Below are 20,131 nucleotides of genomic sequence, written 5' to 3'. Positions count from 1 at the left end.
CGGCCGCGTCGGTGTCGGCCTCTATGGTGGCGGCGAGGAGAGGAAACCCCACATGCTGATCCGCCATCGCGGTCTCGAACCCACCATCGATCCCTCGGCGTACGTCGCGCCGTCGGCGACTGTCGTCGGCGATGTCCGCATCGCCGCCGGAGCCAGGATCCTGCACGGCGCCGTCCTCACGGCGGAGGACGGCGCCGTCTCCATCGGCGTGGACACCGTGGTGATGGAGAACGCCTTGGTCCGCGGACGCCGCGGGCGCCCCGCCGAGATCGGCTCAGCCGTGATGATCGGCCCGCACGCTCACGTCAACGGCAGCACCGTGGAGGACGAGGTGTTCATCGCTACCGGTGCCGCGCTGTTCCCGGGCAGCGTCGTCGGCGCGGGCGCGGAGGTCCGCATCAACGGGGTCGTGCAGGTCAACACCAAAGTTGCCCCGGGAGAGCTCGTGCCGATCGGCTGGGTGGCCGTGGGTGACCCGGCGACGATCCTGCCGCCGGACAGGCATGAGGAGATCTGGGCGATCCAACGAGAGCTCGACTTTCCCGGCACCGTGTACGGGGTGGGTCGGGACGAGTCGATGCGCGAGCTGATGCGCCGCCAGTCGGACTACTACGGCGCGCACCGCGACGACGCGCCGGTCGACGAGACCTAGTTCGGGCGGTCCAAGGGTTCGGCCGGCGCGAGGTCCTCCGGCTGGATCTTGGGGCGCGCGCCGCGCGTGGCACCCACCGAGGCGATGACCACGCACAGCACGGCGATCCACTGCGACCAGTGCAGCAGCTCCTGGAGCACGACGAGGCCGACGAGGGCTGCCATGGCCGGCTCGAGGCTCATCAGGATGCCGAAGACGCGCGGTGGCATCTTGCGCAGCGCCTCCAGGTCCAGCGAGTACGGGACCACCGACGACAACAAGCCGAGACCGAGCCCGGCGACCAGGACCCATGGCTGGACCAGCGCCGTTCCGCTGTCGGCCACGCCGAGGGGCACTGCCACCAGCGACGCGACGATCATGCCCAGAGCCAGGCCGTTGCCTTCCGTGGTGTGCCGGCCCAGCGCGGCGCTCACCACGATGTACAGGCCCCAGCACGCCGCCGCGGCGAGGGCGAACAGCAGGCCGACGAGGTTCACGTCGCCGCCACCGCCCATGAGCAGGGCCACGCCGGCTGCCGCGAGCACGGCCCAGAGCGCGTCCAGCCATCGCCTCGACCCGATGAGGGCCACCGTCAGCGGACCGAGGAACTCGACGGTGACCGCGATCCCCAGCGGGAGCCGGTCCAGCGCCAGGTAGAAGCACAGATTCATCAGGCCGAGGGTCAGGCCGTAAGCGACCACCGCGGTCCACGCACGACGACTCATACGCAGCGAGGGCCGCCACAGGAGCATCAGGATCGCCGCGGCGAAGAACAGGCGCAACGCGACGGTCCCGAAGCTGCCCACCTCGCTGAACAGCTGCTTGGCCAGCGCCGAGCCCAGCTGGACGCTGACGATGCCGAGCAGGACCAGGGCCGTCGGCGGCACCCCACCGAGGCCACGTCCGACCAGACCGGTCAACGACGGCCGGGCGGTCGGGCCGTGTCGGGTGCTGTCGTCGTTCATGGGGGCCACTTATGGAGTATCGACGACCACGGAGTCGGGAAACACGTCATTTCGCTGGGCCCCTGTGGATAACCCCCCAAAGGCGTCGGGGGCTCGACGTAGGTTGGTTCGTGGGTGCTCACCCGACAACCAGCTGCAGGAGGAACGATGACACTTGTGCTTGACAGTTCAGAACATATTCTGAACTATGGAACGATGGACGTTCGGCCCATTGCTCAGACTGTGCGGTTCTCGGATCTCTCGCGCGACTCCAAGAAGGTTGCGGCCGCAGCCGATCAGGGCCCGGTCATGATCACGCGTCGTGACGGTGAACCCCTGGTTTTGCAGCGGCAGAGTGTGTACGAGCAGAACCGGGCTGGTCTGGCGCTCGCGTCTCAGGTGATCGCTGCTGCGGTGGGCGAGGGCGCTGAGGCTTTCGCAGAGCGACTTGGCCAGTACTTCCCGTGGATGAGCTTCCTTCCCTCGGACGGGCGGCAGCAGTGCGCGAGCGAGCTCGCCGAAGTGGCGCGGGCCTGTGCGTCGGTGTCTGTCTTTGAGCCGCTCGAGGTCGCGGTCAGTGCGTGGCAATCGACGGCTGAGGCGTACGCGTCAGGCCATGGGCCCGACCGGGAGTACGACTGGCTGGACGAGCCAACCGCCGTTGAGCGGCCGTGATGGCCCGAGAGGCCTCGGTTCCTCGTCCCGTCAAGAAGAACGAGTACACGATCGTCTTCGCGAGCAAGCAGGCCCAGAAAGGCTGGCTCGACGTTGCGGCGACAAAGCGACGCGTGGGACTTCTCACGCGGACTCCGCATGCGTCATCACCGACCTGCCATCAGCTCAAGTTCGAGCTGGCGACCGTCGAACGCGCGGGACGGATGCACGACAGGTGGCAGTGCGAGCTGCCTGGAGGGGCACGGATCTGGTTCTACGTGACGAAGGTCGAGCCGACGGCCGGTGTTGTTCATATCCTCGACGTCCACACGCACCATCCGAACGAGACCAAGTAGCCGTGCAGGTCGTTAGCCTGGGCCTGTGCTGCTGATCGGTGAACCCGTCGTCTGGTCGACACCCCTGCGGACCCGCTTCCGCGGGATCGACGTGCGCGACGGCGTCCTGCTGCGCGGCGATGCCGGATGGGGCGAGCTGTCGCCCTTCTGGGACTACGACGACGAGGAGTCCTCGACCTGGCTGCGCGCGGCCTACGAAGCCGCGACGATCGGCTGGCCCGAACCCGTCCGGCGGAGCGTTCCGGTCAACGTCACGGTCCCCGCCGTCGGACCGGAACGGGCACGGGAGATAGTCCTGGCGTCGGGCGGCTGCCGCACCGCCAAGGTCAAGGTCGCCCAGCGGGGTCCCGACGGGACCCTCGAGTCCGTGGCCGCCGAGGCCGACCGCGTCGCGGCGGTCCGCGAGGCCCTCGGGCCCGACGGCGCGATCCGCGTGGACGCCAACGCCGCCTGGACCTCTGACGAAGCCCTGGCGCACCTGGCCGAGATCGACCGCGCGGCCGGCGGGCTCGAGTACGTGGAGCAGCCCTGCGCCGCCGTCGACGATCTGGCCCTGGTACGCCGCAAGCAGGACGTGCCCGTCGCCGCCGACGAGTCGATCCGCCGCGCCTCCGACCCGATGCGGGTGGTCCGCGAGGAGGCCGCCGACATCGTGGTCCTCAAGGTCCAGCCCCTCGGCGGCGTCCGGGCGTGCCTGGAGCTCGCCGAACAGGTCGGACTGCCCGTGGTCGTCTCGTCGGCGCTCGAGAGCTCCGTGGGGCTCGCCGCCGGCGTCGCCCTCGCCGCCGCGCTCCCCGAGCTGCCCTACGCCTGCGGGCTCGCCACGTCCCAGCTGCTGGTGCACGACGTCGTCGGCGAGCCGCTGCTGCCCGTCGACGGTGCGCTGCCGGTCCGCCGACCCCAACCGTCGCCCGCGGCGCTCGCGGCCGCGCCGGCCGACGGCCCGACCACGGAGCGCTGGCTCGTGCGGTACCACCGACTGACCCGGATCCTGGAGGACGTATGACTATCCCGCCCGCCGTGGCCGCCGCCCGCGCACTGATCGCAGACCTGGTCACCCGAGGCGTGCGGGACGTCGTGCTCGCGCCCGGCTCGCGCAGCGCCCCCCTCGCGTACGCGGTGGCGGAGGCGGCCGACGCCGGCCGGCTCAGGCTGCACGTGCGGATCGACGAGCGCGCGGCGGGGTTCCTCGCGCTCGGCCTGTCGAAGGGCGCGGAGGGCGCACCGGTCGCCGTCGTCACGACGTCGGGGACCGCCGTCGCGAACCTGCACCCGGCCGTGCTGGAGGCGAACCACACGGGCCTGCCGCTGATCCTGCTGACCGCAGACCGGCCGCACGAGCTGCGCGGCACCGGAGCGTCGCAGACCACCGACCAGGTGGGCATCTTCGGTTCGGCGGTGCGGTTCGCCGTCGACGTGCCGGCGCCATCGGGCGCCCTGGATCCGGCGGGGGAGCCGGGCGCCACGGGCGCGCCGGAGCTCCGCGACCTGCGGAGCGTCACCGGACGCGCGGTCAGCGCGGCCCTCGGGTTCCGGTCGGGGCATCCCGGCCCCGTGCATCTCAACCTGGCGTTCCGGGACCCGCTGGCGCCGTCGGTCCAGCTGCCAGGATTGCCCGCCGACACCGCGCAGGAGGGCTACCCCAAGCCCGACCCGCCGCTCGTCGTGCCCGCCGTGCTGCAGCACGTCGCGTCGCCCGCGCTGCCCGGTGACCCGGTGCGCACCGTCGTCGTCGCGGGCGACGGCGCGGGCACCGACGCACGGCAGCTCGCGGAGGTGCAGGGCTGGCCGCTGTTCGCGGAGCCGTCGTCCGGGGCAACCGGCGGCCCCAACGCGATAGCCGCGTACCGGGTGCTGCTCGGGTCGGAGGAGCTCGCCGCGAGCATCGAGCAGGTGGTCGTCCTCGGGCGGCCCACGCTCTCGCGGCCGGTGCAGCGCCTGCTCGCCCGGCCTGACGTGACGGTCACCGTGGTAGCGCCGGGCGCCGGTCCGTGGCCTGACGCCGCCCGTAACGCCGCCGTCGTGCTGCCCGGCGTGGCGCCCGCCTGGTTCGAGACGTCCACGCCACCGCCGTCGGCGTTCCTGGAGCGCTGGCGGGCCGCGAGCGCACAGGCTTCCCGCGTGCTCGACGATGTCACGTGCGACGACGCGGTCCTCGGCGGGCCGACGGCGCTCTCCGTGGCCCGGGCCGTTGCCGGGGTGCTCGGCCCCGACGACCTGCTCGTGGTGGGCTCGTCCAACCCCGTGCGGGACCTGGAGCTGGTGCTCGGGCTGGACGGTCCCGGCCCGGCGGTCCTGGCCAACCGGGGACTCGCCGGCATCGACGGCACCGTCTCGACGGCGGTCGGGGTGGCGCTCGCTACCGCTCGCCGGGGCCTGCGCACCCGCGCCCTCCTGGGCGACCTCACTTTCCTGCACGACGTCGGCGGCCTGCTGCGCGGGCCCGACGAGCCTCCCGTGGACCTGGAGATCGTCGTGGTGAACGACGACGGCGGCTCGATCTTCGCGACCCTGGAGCACGGTGCGCTCGCCGCGACCAGCAGTGCGGCGAGCGCCACGTTCGAGCGGGTGTTCGGGACGCCGCACGGGTCGAACCTCGCGCAGCTGTGCGCGGGGTACGGCGTCGACCACCAGCTCGTGAAGGATGTGCCGACCCTGCGACATGCGCTGCAGGCGCCGAGCCACGGCGTCCAGGTCATCGAGGTGCGGGTGCCGCGGCAGGACCGCCAGCAGGAGTCCCGCACGCTGGCGAACACGATCGTGGCCGCCGCCACCCCTCGTTGAGTGCTGGCTATTTGCCCTGTCTGCGGCGAACGGGGGGCGAATATCCCGCACTCAACGGGGTGGGAGGCGGGTTGACGAGTGTGCAGGGAACTCACAGACTCGTTTAAGGATGGGACAAGGAACGGGGTGTCAACTGGTGGTGACTTCAAGGAGGGTCACCGATGAACGACGAGAACAGCACTACTCCGCAGCCGGATCAGCAGCCGCCCGCGACGCAGCCCACCGAGCAGCTGCCGCCCGCGACGCAGCCGACTCAGCAGCTGCCGGTCAGCGGCCCGGCGCCGGCCCGGAACAAGGGGCCTGCCGAGAACCCGGCACCTGAGCAGTCCTCGGACGCCGCGCAGCCCTCGGACTCTGGACAGCCCTCGACCACCGCACAGTCCCCGGCGCCCGCGCCGGCCCCCACGCAGGCGCCCGGGTCCGTACCCCCGGCTGTCCCCGCGGGTGCGCAGGCCCAGCACGGCGTACCCGCCGAGCACGGTGCCCAGGCCCAGCATCCGGTGCCCGCGCACAACGCGGCACCCGCGACGAGCCACGCGTCGGGGTACGTCAACCCGTACGCGGCGCCCGCCTCGGCGTCGGACGGCGGAGCGGCGGGCGGCGCACAGACCAAGCCGCGGAACCGCACCTGGGTTCCCGTGGTCAGTGCCGCGGCGGCGGCCGCGCTGCTGGCCAGCCTGGGCACGGCGGGCGCCATCTCGCTCACGAACGACTCGGACAACCCCTCGTCCCTGGCCGACGTCGGACAGTCGTCCAGCGAGAACGTCCCGGTGAAGAGCTCGACCGTCCAGAACCCGGACTGGACGTCGGTCACCTCCGCGGTGCAGGAGTCCGTCGTGGCGATCCAGGTGGAGAGCCAGGCGGGCGGGGCCGAGGGGTCCGGCGTCGTGCTGGACTCCGAGGGCCGCATCCTGACCAACAACCACGTCGTTGCGGATGCCACGACGGTTCAGGTCACGCTGAGCGACGGTCGCGTGTACGAGGCCGAGATCGTCGGCACCGACCCGGCCACGGACCTCGCCGTCGTGCAGCTGTCCGACCCGCCGTCGGACCTCGAGCCCGCGAAGTTCGCCGACTCGTCCGACGTCGTGGTGGGCGAGCCCGTCATGGCGCTCGGCAACCCGCTGGGCCTGGCGAACACCGCCACGACGGGCATCGTCTCCGCCCTGGACCGCCCGGTCACGGCGAGCGCCGAGGACGGCTCGGACCAGGTGGTCACCAACGCCATCCAGATCGACGCCGCGGTGAACCCGGGTAACTCGGGCGGGCCGCTGTTCAACGCGTCGGGCGAGGTCATCGGCATCACGTCCTCGATCGCGACGCTGTCGGGCGGCATGCAGTCGGGCAGCTCCGGCTCGATCGGCCTGGGCTTCGCCATCCCGTCGAACCTGGCCACGCAGATCGGTGACCAGCTCAAGGCGGACGGCACCGCCGAGCACGCCTTCCTCGGCGTCTCGCTCGAGGACGCGACAGCCACGGCCGACGACGTCACCCGCCGCGGCGCGGGCGTCACGGAGGTGGTGGCGGACTCGCCGGCCGGCGACGCGGGTATCCAGCAGGGCGACGTGATCGTCGCGATCGACGGCGATGCCGTCAACGGCGCGGCGTCGCTCACGGCGTTCGTGCGGGAGAAGGAGGCCGGCGACGAGTCGGTGCTCACCGTGGTGCGCGACGGCAGCACGCAGGAGATCACGGTCACGCTCGCGGTCCGGGACGAGTCGGCGGTGCAGGACCAGGGCTCGCAGGACCAGCAGGCGCCCGGCCAGGAGGGCGGTTCGGGTTCGGGCTCTGACCAGAGCTCCCCGAACAACGTCCCGGACTGGCTCCAGGAGTGGTTCGGCAACCAGGGCTGACTGTCCCCCTCGTCCCGCCGAGGTAGAACTCTGGCGAGGTAGAACTGGGGCGAGGTAGAACTGGGGCGAAGTAGAACACCAGCTGGCGTTCTACTTCGCCCCAGTTCTACTTCGCCCCAGTTCTACCTCGGCGTATTCGCGTTCAGCGGGTGAAGCTGGGCCGTCAGGTTTAGGTTGGTCCGCGTGTCTGGGACGTTCACCGTGGTCAGGACCCTCGGCCGATCGGATGCCGCACACGACATCCTCGAGGAGCTGCCGGAGTGGTTCGGGATCGACAGGTTCACGCACGAGTACGTCGAGGCGGCGGCCAAGTTCCCCAACTATGTCGCGGTCGCCGTACCCGAGACTGCCGACTCCGCGGTCGGTCCCGGCGGCGGCGAGGTGCCCTTCGAGGACGTGCTCGGTGTGCTGCTCGTCGACCAGCGGTACCCGACGTCGGCGGAGGTGCACCTGCTCGCCGTCCGCCGGAAGCACCACCGCGCGGGGATCGGCCGCAGCCTCCTGGAGCGCGTGGAGGAAGACCTCCGCGCCCAGGGGGTGCGCGTGCTGAGCGTGAAGACGCTCGGCCCGTCGGCGTCCGACCCGGACTTCGACCGGACCCGCGCCTTCTACACCGCCTGCGGCTTCCACCCGGTGGAGGAGTTCCCCGACCTCTGGGCGGACAACCCCTGCCTGCTGATGGTCAAGGCGCTCTGACGGGCGAGCAAACCTGACCGGAGCGCCCGGCCGGACCGGCGCGCCGACCGGATCAGAGCGTCGACGGAACCCCGAACAGCGCCTCCGACGCACCCGGCACGACGGCGGCGACGACGCCGCCCAGGCTGCGCTCGAGGTAGCCGACGAGCATGTCGTCGTCCAGGTCGGAGTTGATCGCGCCGTCGACCAGGGCCTGCTCGGCGAGGGCCACCCAGGAGCGGACCGCGATGCGCAGGAGCTCGGTCTCGGGCACGCCCAGCTCCAGTAGCACGGCGAGGGCACGCTCAGTCTGCTCGCGCCGCGCGTCCTCGATGACCGCACGCACCTCTTCGTCGCCGCTGGCCGCGCCGCGAACGAGCGAGTAAAAGGTGGGGCCGTGCTCCCGCACGTATGCGACGAGCCTGGTCAGCGTGCTGACCAGGCGGTCCGACGGCGGTAGCTCCGGTTGCGGCTCGGACGCGTGCAGCATCGAGTCGCGCGCTCTACGGACGATCTCGTGGTGCAGGCCGTTCTTGGAGCCGAAGTAGTAGTAGACGAGACCTGTCGAGACGCCGGCTTCGGCGGCGATCTCCTCGACGGTCACTTCGGCCAGTGGACGGTCCGCAAGGGTCGCGACTCCCAGCGCCACGAGCTGGTTGCGGCGCTCCTCCGGGCGGAGTCGCGTACGTCGGGCTGTTGCCATGCGTCGAGCATATCGGGCATGCTTTGCGGCGCCGTCAGGGGGACAATTGACGGTCACTCAGTAATCGCGCTAACGTCGCGACGGGACGACGGCGTAGTCGTCCTCACCATTGGCATCGAGGGGAAACCAATGAAGCTCAGCAAGATCACGGGGTCGCGCAAGGGTCGAGTGGCCCTCGCCGTCATTCCGGTCACCATCGCCGCCAGCGTTCTGCTCGGTGGGGTTGCACAGGGCGCCGTGCCGGTCTCGTTCGCCATCTCCGGCAGCCAGTTCAAGATCGGCGCCGACCAGCTCGCGGGCACCGGCTTCTCGCAGTACGCGGGTGTCGCGACCGCCTCCGACGGCACGGAGCACCCCGCCGCCATCGCGAACATCAAGGACGCGCAGCTCTACAACCTGTGCCAGTCGGTAGTGCAGGACACGCCGCTGGGCAAGGTCGGCATCCTGATCTCGGCGGGCACGGGTGAGGAGCCCGCGAAGGCCACCGACCTGCAGATCGGCATGAACGACCTGTCGGGTACCGCGATCTTCAAGAACATCCGCATCGGCGTGGACGCCTCGACCGTGAACACGGCCAAGAAGGGCGACGCCGGCGACTTCGCCATGGACTCCGACTCGGTCGACATCTCGAACCTCGAGCAGGTCTCCTGGAGCACGCAGGCCGCCGTCTTCCAGCTGACGGACCTGAGCCTCAAGATCACGGACGGCACCGAGTGCTTCTGAGTCCGGGTGACGGCCAGGCGCACGCCGGCCGCCCCGGACTTCGCGCGAAGCTTGCTGACTGGCGCAGGGACTTCCGCCCCTGGCGCAAGCAGCGGCCGTTCGTCGGGGGTGTGCTGGTAGCGCTCGCTGGTCTGGAGATGCTCCTGTCCGGCCCGATCAAGCTGGACCAGCTCGGTATGAACATCGTGCTGCAGTTCGGGGTAGAGGGCGCGCAGGCGACGATCCTGCCGATCACCCTGATCCTGCTCGGGATCCTGTCGATCGCCCAGCCCGTGCACCGGATCTTCTACGGCGTGATCGCGCTCGCGATCTCCGTGTACTCGATCGCGGGCGTGAACCTCGGCGGCTGGGTCGTCGGGTTCCTGCTCGGCGTGATCGGCGGCATCGTCGTCGTGTCCTGGGGGCCTCCGGTCGAGGCCGCCGAGGCGGACGGCGCGGAACCGGCCACTGAGGCGGACGGCGCGGACGGCACCTCGGGTGACGACGCCGCCGCGCCGCGGGCCGACGTCGACCCACCCGCCGGCGCCGCGACGCCCGAGGCGGCCGACGCACCGGCGTCGGACACCGCTCCGGCGTCGGACACCGCCGAGGAAGGATCGGAGGCTTCGGAGACTCCGGAGGCCCCGGACGCGGACGACGACGCACCGCGCGAAGGCGATGAGCCCGCCGCGGACACGGCGGCGATCCCCAAGGTGGAAACGCTCAGCACCGCGCTGCGCGCCCTCTCCCAGAAGTCCGCTGCGGTGGTCGTGGCGAGCGCGATGGCGCTCGGCGGCATGAGCATGCCGGCGTCGACGTCGGGCGCGGAGACCCAGCAGGACGACTCGTTCTGGTGCGTGGTCTTCGGGGCCTGCGAGGACGACGGCGCGGCGGACCCCTCCGCCTCGCCGTCGGCGACGCCGTCGCCCAGCACGTCCGAGTCGGGCGAGGGCGAGGACCCGGTCGGGGACGCCGTCGACGACGTCACGGGTGGCGTGACCGACCCGGCAGACGGCTCGGCGGGCGACGGGACCGGCTCGGCAGACGGCGACGGCGCGGGTGACGGGACCACCGCCGACGACGAGCCCGAGTGCCAGGAGCCGACGCAGGACGGCGAGGTGCCCCCGGAGGCGGGGGACAGCGCGCCGTCGGACCCGTGCGGTGAGATCGACCCGCAGCAGACGATCGAGGAAGCGCTGCAGACGGAGCTCGGCACGTGCGTCAAGGTGAGCTTCGGCGGCAAGTACGACCTCAACATCGACCTGCCCGGCCAGTGCGGCGCCAGGGAGGACGGCTCGGTCTTCTCCCTGCCCGCCGACCTGGAGAGCACGGACCTGGAGATCCCGCTGACCGGCATCAACGGCATCGGCCTGGCGAACGTGCCCGTCAAGAACGACGGTAGCCGCCGGGACGCGATCAAGATTTCGGCCGACAAGGTCGTCGTCGACGGGTTCTGGCTCAAGTCGTACGCCTACGACCACGGCTCGACGGCGGGCACGGACACCCGGGCGAACTTCGTTTCGCTCGAAGGCGACGCGCAGATGTACGTGTCGTCGATCCACGCGGACCTGCCGGACGGGCAGGACCTCCTGGAAGTGGCCACCCAGGTGCTCGAGGGTGCTTCGCTCATCTCGATCCTGCTGACCGCCTCGGACGCCCGGATGGGCTTCATGGGCGCGACGTCCGACATCCAGGTGTGGGACAGCTTCCGGGAGCAGGTATGGGGCGACGAGACCGACCCGATCGGCAAGGGCCCGACGGCGGGCACCCCCTGATTTCGCCGAGGTAGAACTCTGGCGAGGTAGAACGGCAGCGAAGTAGAACCGGAGCTCTTGGCTCCGGTCCTACCTCGCCAGAGTCCTACCTCGCCAGAGTCCTACCTCGCCAGAGTCCTACCTCGCCAGAGTCCTACCTCGCCAGAGTTCTACCTCGGCACGGTGGTGCCCAGGGCGTAGCGCATCGGCTCCAGCTTGGCCTCGGACTCCGCCAGCTCCGCCTGCGGGTCCGACGCAGCGACGATGCCGCAGCCGGCGAACAGGCGGATGTGGCGCTGGTTCCGCGGCGAGATCTCGGCCGAGCGCAGGGCGATGCCCCACTCGCCGTCGCCGTCGGCGCCCACCCAGCCCACCGGACCGGCGTACCGCGCGCGGTCCAGGCCCTCGATCTCCCGGATGAGGCTCCGCGCGACGTTCGTCGGCGTGCCGCAGACGGCGGCGCTCGGGTGCAGCGCGGCGGCCAGCGAGAGCGACGACGGCGGACGCCGGCCCGACGCCGCGCCCTGGTCCGTCAGGACGCCCGTCACGTCCGTCGCCAGGTGCATCACGTTCGGCAGGTGCAGCACGAACGGCGCCTCGGGCACGTTCATCGACGAGCAGAACGGCTCGAGGGCCGCGGCGACGGAACGCACCGCGAACTCGTGCTCCTCGAGGTCCTTCGAGGAGCGGGCGAGCTGGGCGGCGTGCAGCAGGTCGGCGTCGTCCCCGGCCGGCACGGCGCCCTCGCCGCGGCCGTGCTCCCGGCGGATGGTGCCCGCCAGCACACGCGAGGCGACCAGGCCCTTCTCGCTGCGGACCAGGAGCTCCGGCGTCGCGCCGACCATGCCGTCCACGCTGAACGCCCAGCAGGCGTCGTAGGCGGACGCGAGGCGGCCGAGCAGGTGCCGGGTGTCCAGCGGGTGCTCCGCGGTCGCGACGACGTCGCGCGCGAGCACCACCTTCTCCAGCTCGCCGGTCTTGATCCGGGCCACGCCCTCCGCGACGACGGCGGGCCAGTCCGCGGCGCCCACGGCCCCGTCGGCCAGGACCACCTTGCCCGGGTTGATGACCGGCTGGTGCGGGTAGGCGGACAGCAGCTCGTCGCCCACAGGCGCGGACCGGTCGCCCACCAGGGAGATCGTGGTCATCCAGGCCCGGTCCCCGCGCCGGCCGACGACGACGCGCGGCACGATCAGCACGCCGCTCGCGCGCGCGGGGTCCTCGGCCTCGTCGCCGGGGGACACGTCGTCGAAGGCGAAGCTGCCGAACGCGACCAGGCCGCTGCCGGGCAGGGTCACGTCGTCGTGCACGACGGCGCGGTCGAGGACGTGGCGCCAGGCGTCGTCGGCGTCGGCGAAGCGGCCCGGGCCGAACGTCTCGAACCGCAGCGCCTCGCCCCAGCCCGCCAGCCCGTCGCCGTGTCGCACCCAGGCGAGCGCGTTGGTGTCGGGGAGCCGGTCGACGAGCGCGGTCGGGGTGTCGGGGAGATCGTCGATCGCGACGGTGCGGACGACGAGCTGCGGACCATGGGGTGCGCCCCGCGGTATGTCGTCAACCGGGGCGGGCGCGACGAGGGTCCAGGTGCTGGGTACGGCGGTGCCGGTCTGCGCACCGGGGGTGCGTCCGGCTGGTGAAGCGATCATCCATCCCAGAATAAGCGCGTGCCAACCTGCCGAACGCACCGGGCCGGGGGAAGGCGGTCGATCGGCAGTTCGTCAGGTGATCGGTAACCCGAGCTACCGATCACCTGACGAACTGCCGACCATTCGGATCCCGCCGCGGCCGGCCCGGTCCCGGGCCGTGAAACGATGGCGCCATGTCCCGCGCAAGCCTGGAAAAGAAGCCGGCCGAGGTCGCGTCGATGTTCGACGGGATCGCCGCCCGCTACGACCTGACCAACGACCTCATCTCCCTGGGTCAGGACCGGCGCTGGCGCCGCCTGACGGTCGAGGCGGTCGCCGCGATGCCGGGCGAGCGCGTGCTCGACCTCGCCGCGGGCACCGGCACCAGCAGCGAGCCCTTCGCCGCGGACGGCGCCTTCGTGGTCCCGTCCGACTTCTCGATCGGCATGCTGCAGGTCGGCAAGCAGCGCCGGCCGGACCTGCCGTTCGTCGCCGGCGACGCGACGCGGCTGCCGTTCGCCGACGAGTCGTTCGACGCCGTCACCATCAGCTTCGGCCTGCGCAACGTCGTGGACACGGACGCGGCGCTGCGCGAGATGCTGCGGGTGGTCCGGCCGGGCGGGCGCGTGGTGATCTGCGAGTTCTCCACCCCCACGTGGGGCCCGTTCCGGAAGGTCTACCAGGAGTACCTGATGCGGGCGCTGCCCGTGGTGGCGAACGTCGTGACGCGCGAGAAAGGCTCCTACGACTACCTGGCCGAGTCCATCCGGACCTGGCACACCCAGGTCGAGCTGGCCCGCCTGATGCTCGACGCCGGCTGGGAGCACGCGGCCTACCGCAACGTGAGTGGCGGGATCGTGGCCCTGCACCGGGCAGTCCGCCCGGCCTGACGCACCGCCAGCGTCCTTACCGAGCAGCGGTCTTGGCGACCCGCTCGGCGCGCTCCTTCTGCTTGCGCTCCTTGGCCACCTGCTCGCCCCTGAGTGTCGTGGATTCGAACCAGTCGAGGGCGCTCGCGGCTCTGGTCTCGCGGAACACCTGGCCGTACCGGATACGGCTGAACAGGTCCGGGAGACGGTTGGTCAGGTAGCCGATCGCGATCCGGCCGAGCAGCCACGCGGCGCCGAAGCCGTTGGCGAACCCGACGGCGACCGTGAGCGCCGCCAGCCACGCTGACGGTGCCGTCGCAAGGGCGACGACCATCCCGGCGGTGGGCACTACCGCGACCGAGATCAGCATCATCACGATCCACACGTGGATGGTGATGTTCCCGACCGCGTCGTTGGGGCCGACCCGCTGCCGTGGGTCGACACCGGGCGAGACACCCACGGCCGCCACGACCACGGCGGCGCCGGAGGCTGCCCCGAACAGTGCCGGGGTCGCGGCGAGCAGGATCGGCACTGCCCACCAGGCCCGGCTGAGCACCACGAACACCGCCGTCACCACCAGCACCTTGGGCAGGAATGCGAGCACGGCGCCCCATTGGCGGCCACGGACGTCCGCCCGGACCGACGTCTCGTCCTGGCCGACGACGTCGAGCCACACCGCGCTGCCGTCCTGGCCGTACATGGTGCAGGCCGAGAGGCCGAGCATGAACGCGACGATCAGGCCGGAGAACGCGGCGATGCCCCGGAGGTCTGCGCTGGTCAGTGCGAGCGCCCCGATGAGCACGCCGGTCCAGACCCCGGACTGCACCTCGAGCAGACGCCAGCCGTCCCGGCTCCACTGCCGTACTTCCTTGGTGATCACCGCGCCGGTCTGCGTGCGCGGCAGGAGCCCGCCGCCCGCGACGAGACCGGCGGAGCGCCGTCGGCCGCGGTGCCGCTGGACGTGCGGCCGGGTCGACGGGACCAGCAGCGGGATCGTCGCCGCTACGACCGCGCCGGCACACAGGGTGAGAGCGCCGAGCAGGACGAGCGCACCGGCCCAGTCGCCACGCGCCGCACGTTCCACGGCGAGCACCGACCACGACGTGGGGCTCATGTCCAGGCCCCGCGTTACGGCGGCATCGGTGATGCCGGTCGCCAGCAGGTCGGGCGTGCGCTCGATGGCGATGGTCACCGGGATCCAGCCGGCGAACATCCCGGCGAACATGAGCCCGAACTGGATCCCCGCGATCTCGATCCCGACGCGGGAGCCCATCGCGGCCCCGAGCAGGCCATACACCAGGCGGGACAGAGCGATCACGAGCACCCAGGTCAGTACCGCGCCGGAGATGGCCACGACGAGCGTGACGGGGTCCAGCAGCACGGCGTGCAGGCCGACTGCGAGCAGCGCGACGAGCACGATCGCGGCAGCGATACTCACGTACACGCTGACCAGGAGGCCTCGGCCGAGGGTCTGCCGGGGGATCGGCAGCAGGGCGAACCAGCCTGGACGGAGCGTGCCGGCTCCGCTCATCAGAACCGGACCGATGGCCGCGCCGACGCCCCAGAACAGCAGCGCCAGCGTGAGGATCGAGTGCCGGGCAGTGTCGCCGCCGGCGAGGAGAGCGGCGACCCAGGTCGCCGCGGCGAGGGCGCCACCGATCAGCCACCCCGCCGGGCGCGTTCCGGCGGCGGTGTGCCGCAGGGCGGTCTGCTTGAGCGAGATCAGCTCCCGATCCACGTCAGGTCCTCCTCTGCGAGGTCGGTTGAGCCCACGAGCTCGACGAACCGGTCTTCGAGGGTCCGCCCGCCGCGGACCTCGTCGAGAGAACCCTCGGCGAGCACCTGGCCTCGGGCGATGATCGCGACCCGGCTGCAGAGCTGTTCGACCAGGCTCATCACGTGGCTCGAGATGATGACCGAGCCGCCCGAGGACGTGAACCGGCGCAGGATGGCCGTGAGCACTCGGGCCGAGACCGGGTCGACCGCCTCGTACGGCTCGTCGAGCACCAGGAGGCGCGGTGGGTGCAGCAGCGCCGTCGCGAGGCCGATCTTCTTGCGCATGCCCGTGGAGTACTCGCCGACGAGCGTGCCGAGCTGCTCGGCCTCCTCGAGCTCGAGGATGCGCAGCAGCTCGGCGGTGCGGTCTGCGACGGTCCGCACGTGCATGCGGCGGAACCGCCCCCAGTACGTGAGGAGCTCACCACCGGTGAGCCGCTCAGGGAGGGCAAGCCCGTCGGGGAGCACTCCGAGCAGTCGTTTGGCAGCGATCGGATCGGCCCACACGTCGACGCCGTGGACCAGCGCGCGGCCGGCGCTCGGCCGCAGCAGGCCGACCGCCATGGACAGGGTGGTCGTCTTGCCCGCGCCGTTGGGGCCTACGAGGCCGAAGAACGACCCGGGCGGTACACGGAGATCGATGCTGTCCACAGCGACCTTGTCCGCGAACTCCCGACGGAGTCCGACGAGTTCGAGCGCAGGAACCGCCGCACCCGGTGGCGGGTCGTAGGAGATCGAGGGCTCTGAGGTCATGGCTCCAGCCTGGCGTGCGGAGAACGGGCTCGCATCGGCCGATCGGCCAGTCCCGAGGCCTGGCCGATCGGCCAGACCTGCGCCGAGCCATGGCCGCACCGCGCAGCGCGTACCTATTCTCGTGGCATGGTCACCGTGGCACTCCCGGTCGAGGGCGGACGGCGGTCCGTCCTCGACGGGCTGAGCCCGCTGCGAACGTCGCGGACCGGGGTCCAGTGGGTCGTGGACTCGGTGCTGTTCGTCCTCGCGCTGATGGTCTGGATGTCGTTCTGGGATCCGGCGCCGGGCGCGGTGGCCAGCTTTCCCGACTGGTTCTTGCCCTGGGACCTCGCCATGGGCGTCGTCGCGTGCTGCGCGCTGTGGTGGACCCGCAGCCACCCGCTGGCGGTCGCGCTGGTGGTCCTCGTGCCGGCGGCGTTGTCGGCGAGCTCGGGGTTCGCCGTCGTCGTGGTCATGTACCGCATGGGCGCCTACCTGCGCCCGCGCGTCTCGGTGCCGCTCGTCGCCGGCTACCTCGCGGCAGGCGTTCCTTACCACGCGCTGTTCCCGGTCCCGGGGGTCAGCTGGGGAACTTGGCTGATCGTGATGATGCTCCTGCACCTGCTGGCGCTCAGTTTCGGGCTGTTGACCCGCTCGCGGCGTCGCGTGCTGGAAGGCCTGCGCGCCGAAGCGACCCGCGAACGGGAGCTCGCCGCCGTCCGGCTCGAGGAGGTGCGCCGGGTGGAACGGGAGCGCATAGCCCGCGAGATGCACGATGTGCTGGCGCACCGCGTCTCGCTGCTCTCCGTGCATGCCGGTGCGCTGGAGTACCGGACCGCCGGGCCGGCCCCGCCCACGCTGGAGGAGGTGCGCGAAGCGGCTGCCGTGATTCGAGACAACGCCCATCTGGCGGTAGAGGAGCTGCGGCAGGTGCTCGTCGTGCTGCGAGACCCGGGAGCGAGCGACGGCAAGCCCGTGGTAGCGCCCGCTGCCCTGCCGGAGCGTCCGCAGCCGCTGCTCCGGGACGTCCCTCGCCTGGTGGACGAAGCACGGGACGCGGGCCAGCGGGTGATGGCACGGCTGGAGCTCGAACCACTCGTCGGCCTGCCGGAGAACGTGCAGCGCACCGTCTATCGGACGGTGCAGGAAGGGCTGACGAACGCGCGCAAGCACGCCGTGGGCGCTGTCGTGACCGTCGAGGTCCGTCCCGCGGAGGGGCAGGTGCACGTCGCCGTGACCAACCCGCTGCCCGTCGGGGTGACCGCGAGCGAGATCCCCGGAGCCGGCGCGGGGCTGATCGGGCTGACCGAGCGTGTGCGCCTGGACGGCGGCAGCTTCGAGTACGGCGTTCACGATGGTGAGTTCCGCCTGGTCGCAGATTTGCCGCAGAAGCGACCATGACGCCCGGCCCGTCCGAACCCGAGACTCAGCCACCGGTCCGGGTGGTTCTCGTCGACGACGACCCGCTCGTCCTCCAGGGGCTGCGCCTCATGCTCACCGGCGCTCTTGGTATCGACGTCGTGGCTGACGCCGACGACGGCGACGGGCTGGTCGACGTCGTGCGGGAGGTGGCGCCCGACGTCGTCCTCCTGGACATTCGCATGCCAAGGCTCGACGGTGTCGCCGCGCTGCGCGACCTCCGGGCGACCGTGGACGTCCAGCAGCCGGCAGTGATCGTCCTGACCACGTTCGACACCGAGCCGGTGGTGCTCGACGCGTTGCGGGCAGGGGCGTCGGGTTTCCTCCTCAAGCACACGCCGCCCGCGGACATCGTCCGGGCGATCCGTGCGGCGGCCGAGGGAGAGCCCACAGTCTCCTCGATCGCCCTGCGACGTCTGATCGACCACGTTGCGGGCGCTTCCGGCGGTGCCGGGCAGGACCAGATGATCTCCGGTGTCACGGCAGGTGTCGCGGAGGAGACCCGACGGGACAGCTCCACAGACGGTCTCGCCCAGCTCACCGACCGCGAGCGGCAGGTGGCAGTCGCCGTGGCGGAGGGTCTCGGCAATGCCGAGATCGCCCGGCGCATGTACCTGTCGCACGGTTCGGTCAAGGCCCATATCTCGAGTGCTCTGACCAAGCTCGGCCTGGAGAACCGCACGCAGCTTGCGATCGCCGTGCATACGGCGGGACTGCTCCGGACACCGCCTCAAAAGTAAGGGGAACCTTCCTACACAATCCCCCCTAAGTGTGGCTAGGGTGTCGGTGTTGTGACAGGGTTCACAAGGGCTTGTCACGAAGCCCGGCCGAACCCTGCACAGCGAGGTCAGAACCGACCAGCAGCGGGTTCCCAACGGGGGTGAACGTGCGAAGAGAGAGACGCGACGACGCAGATGTCATCGTGGTGGGCGCCGGTCCGGCCGGCTCGTCCACCGCGCACTGGTGCGCGGCCGCGGGACTCGACGTGCTGCTCCTGGAGAAGGGCGAGTTCCCGCGGGACAAGATCTGCGGCGACGGCCTGACGCCGCGCGCCGTGGCCGAGCTGGTCCGCATGGGTGTACCCACCCGCGAGGACGACGGCTGGATCCGTAACCGCGGCCTGCGGGTGCACGGCGGCGGCCGGTCCTACGAGCTCGACTGGCCCGCCCTCACGACCTACCCGGGCTACGGCATGGCCCGCTCCCGGATGACGCTGGACCAGACCCTCGCCCAGCACGCGCAGGCGAGCGGTGCCAAGCTCCTGCAGCGCACCAAGGTGACCGGCCCGCTGCGCGACGACGACGGCGGGCGCGTGGTCGGCGTGACCGCCCAGCCGCTCGACGCGCGCGGGCGCGCGGAGGGCCTCGTCAAGGAGCTGCGCGCCCCCGTGGTGGTCGCGGCCGACGGCGTCAGCTCGCGCTTCGCGCTCCGCGTCGGTCGGGAACGTCGCGACGACCGGCCCATGGGCACCGCCGTCCGCGCCTACTACCGCACCCCGCGGCACGACGACCCGTTCATGGAGTCGCACCTCGAGCTGTGGGACGGCGAGCCGGGCAAGAGCGACCTCCTGCCGGGCTACGGCTGGATCTTCCCGCTCGGCGACGGCACGGTGAACGTCGGCCTCGGCAGCGTGCACTCGACGCCCGCGCGCCAGTCGAAGGCGGGCATCGACTACCGGCGTCTGATGGAGACCTGGCTGACCAAGAGCGCACCGGAGGGCTGGGACCTGGTGCACGAGCCGGAACGCGGCCCGATCCGTGGCGCGGCCCTGCCCATGGGCTACAACCGCGGCCCGCTGTACGCGGACGGCGTGCTCCTGGCCGGCGACTCCGCCGGCATGGTGAGCCCGTTCAACGGCGAGGGCATCGCGTACGGGCTGCAGGCCGGCCGGGTCGCCGCCGAGGCGATCAGCCAGGCCCGCCACAAGACCACCGACGCCGCCCGCGAGGCCACACTCGGCACCTACGCGGACCGGATGCGCGACGACCTGGGCGGCTACTACACGCTGGGCCGCTGGTTCGTGCGGCTCATCGAGCACCCCGAGATCATGCGGATCTGCGTCCGGCACGGCCTGCCGCGCAAGGTGGTCATGCAGTTCACGCTCAAGCTCCTGTCGGACTGCTACGAGCCGCACGGCGGCGACTGGATCGATCGCGTCATCGCGGGCCTGACCAGGGTGGTCCCGCGCTCATGAACATCACGTCCGCGAAGGGCAAGTCGTCCACGAAGGGCACAGCATGAATCCCTACGTACCCATCCTGATCCTCATGGGGATCGGGGCCGTACTGGCGCTCGGTGGTGTCGCCGCGAGCGCGATCATCGGCCCCAAGCGCTACAACCGCGCCAAGCTCGACTCGTACGAGTGCGGCATCGAGCCGACGCCGCACGCGGTGGGCGGCGGGCGGCTCCCGATCAAGTACTACCTGGTGGCGATGACCTTCATCGTCTTCGACATCGAGGTCGTCTTTCTCTACCCGTGGGCCGTGGACTTCACGACGCTCGCGACGTTCGGGCTGGTGGCGATGCTGGCGTTCCTCGCCCTGATCACCGTGCCGTTCGTCTACGAATGGCGCCGCGGCGGTTTCGACTGGGTCTGAGACAGAACTTCATGCGCGGCGCCCCAGGGCGCGGCGCAGCGACGCCGGGCGGGTCCCGGC

General features: G+C 71.4%; 19 protein-coding genes. 14 read left to right on the top strand and 5 right to left on the bottom strand.

The genetic code is table 11. The annotated features are described in order from the left end of the window. Positions 1-52 precede the first annotated feature (52 nt). Positions 53-652: a gamma carbonic anhydrase family protein gene (locus EW117_RS11200; RefSeq protein WP_129786687.1), complete on the top strand. Its 600-nt coding sequence runs from the start codon at positions 53-55 to the stop codon at positions 650-652. Here EW117_RS11200 and EW117_RS11195 read toward each other — a convergent pair. Further along, on the bottom strand, positions 649-1,596 hold the full coding sequence (locus tag EW117_RS11195; RefSeq protein ID WP_129786685.1) for an EamA family transporter: 948 nt from the start codon (positions 1,594-1,596) through the stop codon (positions 649-651). The two genes, EW117_RS11200 and EW117_RS11195, sit on opposite strands and share 4 nt — an antisense overlap. A gap of 147 nt (positions 1,597-1,743) precedes the next feature. On the opposite strand from EW117_RS11195, the gene EW117_RS11190 reads away from it, so the two are divergent. From EW117_RS11190 to EW117_RS11165, 6 genes are all read left to right on the top strand, one after another. Continuing rightward, on the top strand, positions 1,744-2,250 hold the full coding sequence (locus EW117_RS11190; RefSeq protein ID WP_242504226.1) for a type II toxin-antitoxin system Phd/YefM family antitoxin: 507 nt from the start codon (positions 1,744-1,746) through the stop codon (positions 2,248-2,250). Further along, on the top strand, positions 2,250-2,585 hold the full coding sequence (locus EW117_RS11185; protein WP_129786683.1) for a hypothetical protein: 336 nt from the start codon (positions 2,250-2,252) through the stop codon (positions 2,583-2,585). The genes EW117_RS11190 and EW117_RS11185 overlap by 1 nt, the downstream gene beginning before the upstream one ends. A 25-nt stretch (positions 2,586-2,610) precedes the next feature. Further along, positions 2,611-3,591 (top strand): o-succinylbenzoate synthase, encoded by a 981-nt coding sequence (locus EW117_RS11180; RefSeq protein WP_129786681.1) that lies wholly within the window; start codon positions 2,611-2,613, stop codon positions 3,589-3,591. After that, positions 3,588-5,369 carry a 2-succinyl-5-enolpyruvyl-6-hydroxy-3-cyclohexene-1-carboxylic-acid synthase gene (gene menD, locus EW117_RS11175; RefSeq protein WP_129786679.1) on the top strand — a complete coding sequence of 594 codons (1,782 nt, stop codon included), beginning with the start codon at positions 3,588-3,590 and terminating at the stop codon, positions 5,367-5,369. The genes EW117_RS11180 and menD overlap by 4 nt, the downstream gene beginning before the upstream one ends. Positions 5,370-5,530: 161 nt before the next feature. After that, positions 5,531-7,222, top strand: coding sequence for a S1C family serine protease (locus tag EW117_RS11170; protein ID WP_129786677.1), 1,692 nt, complete (start codon positions 5,531-5,533; stop codon positions 7,220-7,222). Positions 7,223-7,405: 183 nt separating this feature from the next. After that, positions 7,406-7,918 carry a GNAT family N-acetyltransferase gene (locus EW117_RS11165; RefSeq protein WP_165362648.1) on the top strand — a complete coding sequence of 171 codons (513 nt, stop codon included), beginning with the start codon at positions 7,406-7,408 and terminating at the stop codon, positions 7,916-7,918. Between the two features lie 52 nt (positions 7,919-7,970). On the opposite strand, the gene EW117_RS11160 is transcribed toward EW117_RS11165, so the two are convergent. Further along, positions 7,971-8,600, bottom strand: a complete 630-nt coding sequence (locus tag EW117_RS11160; RefSeq protein ID WP_129786674.1) for a TetR/AcrR family transcriptional regulator — start codon at positions 8,598-8,600, stop codon at positions 7,971-7,973. 129 nt (positions 8,601-8,729) lie between these two features. Here EW117_RS11160 and EW117_RS11155 point away from each other — a divergent pair, with 129 nt between their 5' ends. Next, positions 8,730-9,323 carry a DUF6230 family protein gene (locus EW117_RS11155; RefSeq protein ID WP_129786672.1) on the top strand — a complete coding sequence of 198 codons (594 nt, stop codon included), beginning with the start codon at positions 8,730-8,732 and terminating at the stop codon, positions 9,321-9,323. After that, entirely contained in the window at positions 9,314-11,077 is a 1,764-nt protein-coding gene (locus EW117_RS11150; RefSeq protein WP_129786670.1) for a DUF6114 domain-containing protein, read from the top strand. The genes EW117_RS11155 and EW117_RS11150 overlap by 10 nt, the downstream gene beginning before the upstream one ends. Before the next feature lie 149 nt (positions 11,078-11,226). Here EW117_RS11150 and EW117_RS11145 read toward each other — a convergent pair whose 3' ends face one another. Beyond that, the gene (locus EW117_RS11145) at positions 11,227-12,699 is read right to left on the bottom strand and encodes an isochorismate synthase (protein WP_129786668.1); all 1,473 of its coding nucleotides are present in this window, start codon (positions 12,697-12,699) and stop codon (positions 11,227-11,229) included. Positions 12,700-12,872: 173 nt separating this feature from the next. Here EW117_RS11145 and EW117_RS11140 point away from each other — a divergent pair, with 173 nt between their 5' ends. Further along, the gene (locus EW117_RS11140; RefSeq protein ID WP_129786666.1) at positions 12,873-13,568 is read left to right on the top strand and encodes a demethylmenaquinone methyltransferase; all 696 of its coding nucleotides are present in this window, start codon (positions 12,873-12,875) and stop codon (positions 13,566-13,568) included. Between the two features lie 16 nt (positions 13,569-13,584). Here EW117_RS11140 and EW117_RS11135 read toward each other — a convergent pair whose 3' ends face one another. Both EW117_RS11135 and EW117_RS11130 read right to left on the bottom strand, forming a co-directional pair. Then, entirely contained in the window at positions 13,585-15,285 is a 1,701-nt protein-coding gene (locus EW117_RS11135) for a hypothetical protein (protein ID WP_129786664.1), read from the bottom strand. Then, positions 15,270-16,076, bottom strand: a complete 807-nt coding sequence (locus EW117_RS11130; protein WP_129786662.1) for an ABC transporter ATP-binding protein — start codon at positions 16,074-16,076, stop codon at positions 15,270-15,272. The genes EW117_RS11135 and EW117_RS11130 overlap by 16 nt, the downstream gene beginning before the upstream one ends. Positions 16,077-16,202: 126 nt before the next feature. On the opposite strand from EW117_RS11130, the gene EW117_RS11125 reads away from it, so the two are divergent. The 4 genes from EW117_RS11125 to EW117_RS11110 all read left to right on the top strand — a co-directional run bounded on the left by EW117_RS11125 (position 16,203) and on the right by EW117_RS11110 (position 20,071). Continuing rightward, positions 16,203-17,456, top strand: coding sequence for a sensor histidine kinase (locus EW117_RS11125; RefSeq protein WP_129786660.1), 1,254 nt, complete (start codon positions 16,203-16,205; stop codon positions 17,454-17,456). Next, on the top strand, positions 17,453-18,214 hold the full coding sequence (locus EW117_RS11120; RefSeq protein WP_129786658.1) for a response regulator transcription factor: 762 nt from the start codon (positions 17,453-17,455) through the stop codon (positions 18,212-18,214). Before EW117_RS11125 ends, EW117_RS11120 begins: the two co-directional genes overlap by 4 nt. Positions 18,215-18,360: 146 nt before the next feature. Further along, positions 18,361-19,668, top strand: coding sequence for a geranylgeranyl reductase family protein (locus tag EW117_RS11115; protein ID WP_129786656.1), 1,308 nt, complete (start codon positions 18,361-18,363; stop codon positions 19,666-19,668). A 43-nt stretch (positions 19,669-19,711) separates the two neighbouring features. Continuing rightward, entirely contained in the window at positions 19,712-20,071 is a 360-nt protein-coding gene (locus EW117_RS11110) for an NADH-quinone oxidoreductase subunit A (RefSeq protein WP_129786654.1), read from the top strand. Positions 20,072-20,131: the final 60 nt, after the last annotated feature.

The sequence above is a fragment of the Promicromonospora panici genome, from assembly GCF_900608595.1.
Classification (GTDB): Bacteria; Actinomycetota; Actinomycetes; order Actinomycetales; family Cellulomonadaceae; genus Promicromonospora; species Promicromonospora panici.
The sequence above is the reverse complement of the archived record's forward strand: the minus strand, read 5'-3'. Positions and strand labels throughout refer to the sequence as shown.

Coding starts and splice junctions, on each gene's coding strand:
- EW117_RS11200 (WP_129786687.1), top strand. CDS start 53: ATGCTGATCCGCCATCGCGGTCTCGAACCCACCATCGATCCCTCGGCG.
- EW117_RS11195 (WP_129786685.1), bottom strand. CDS start 1,596: ATGAACGACGACAGCACCCGACACGGCCCGACCGCCCGGCCGTCGTTG.
- EW117_RS11190 (WP_242504226.1), top strand. CDS start 1,744: ATGACACTTGTGCTTGACAGTTCAGAACATATTCTGAACTATGGAACG.
- EW117_RS11185 (WP_129786683.1), top strand. CDS start 2,250: ATGGCCCGAGAGGCCTCGGTTCCTCGTCCCGTCAAGAAGAACGAGTAC.
- menD (WP_129786679.1), top strand. CDS start 3,588: ATGACTATCCCGCCCGCCGTGGCCGCCGCCCGCGCACTGATCGCAGAC.
- EW117_RS11170 (WP_129786677.1), top strand. CDS start 5,531: ATGAACGACGAGAACAGCACTACTCCGCAGCCGGATCAGCAGCCGCCC.
- EW117_RS11160 (WP_129786674.1), bottom strand. CDS start 8,600: ATGGCAACAGCCCGACGTACGCGACTCCGCCCGGAGGAGCGCCGCAAC.
- EW117_RS11155 (WP_129786672.1), top strand. CDS start 8,730: ATGAAGCTCAGCAAGATCACGGGGTCGCGCAAGGGTCGAGTGGCCCTC.
- EW117_RS11145 (WP_129786668.1), bottom strand. CDS start 12,699: ATGATCGCTTCACCAGCCGGACGCACCCCCGGTGCGCAGACCGGCACC.
- EW117_RS11140 (WP_129786666.1), top strand. CDS start 12,873: ATGTCCCGCGCAAGCCTGGAAAAGAAGCCGGCCGAGGTCGCGTCGATG.
- EW117_RS11130 (WP_129786662.1), bottom strand. CDS start 16,076: ATGACCTCAGAGCCCTCGATCTCCTACGACCCGCCACCGGGTGCGGCG.
- EW117_RS11125 (WP_129786660.1), top strand. CDS start 16,203: ATGGTCACCGTGGCACTCCCGGTCGAGGGCGGACGGCGGTCCGTCCTC.
- EW117_RS11120 (WP_129786658.1), top strand. CDS start 17,453: ATGACGCCCGGCCCGTCCGAACCCGAGACTCAGCCACCGGTCCGGGTG.
- EW117_RS11110 (WP_129786654.1), top strand. CDS start 19,712: ATGAATCCCTACGTACCCATCCTGATCCTCATGGGGATCGGGGCCGTA.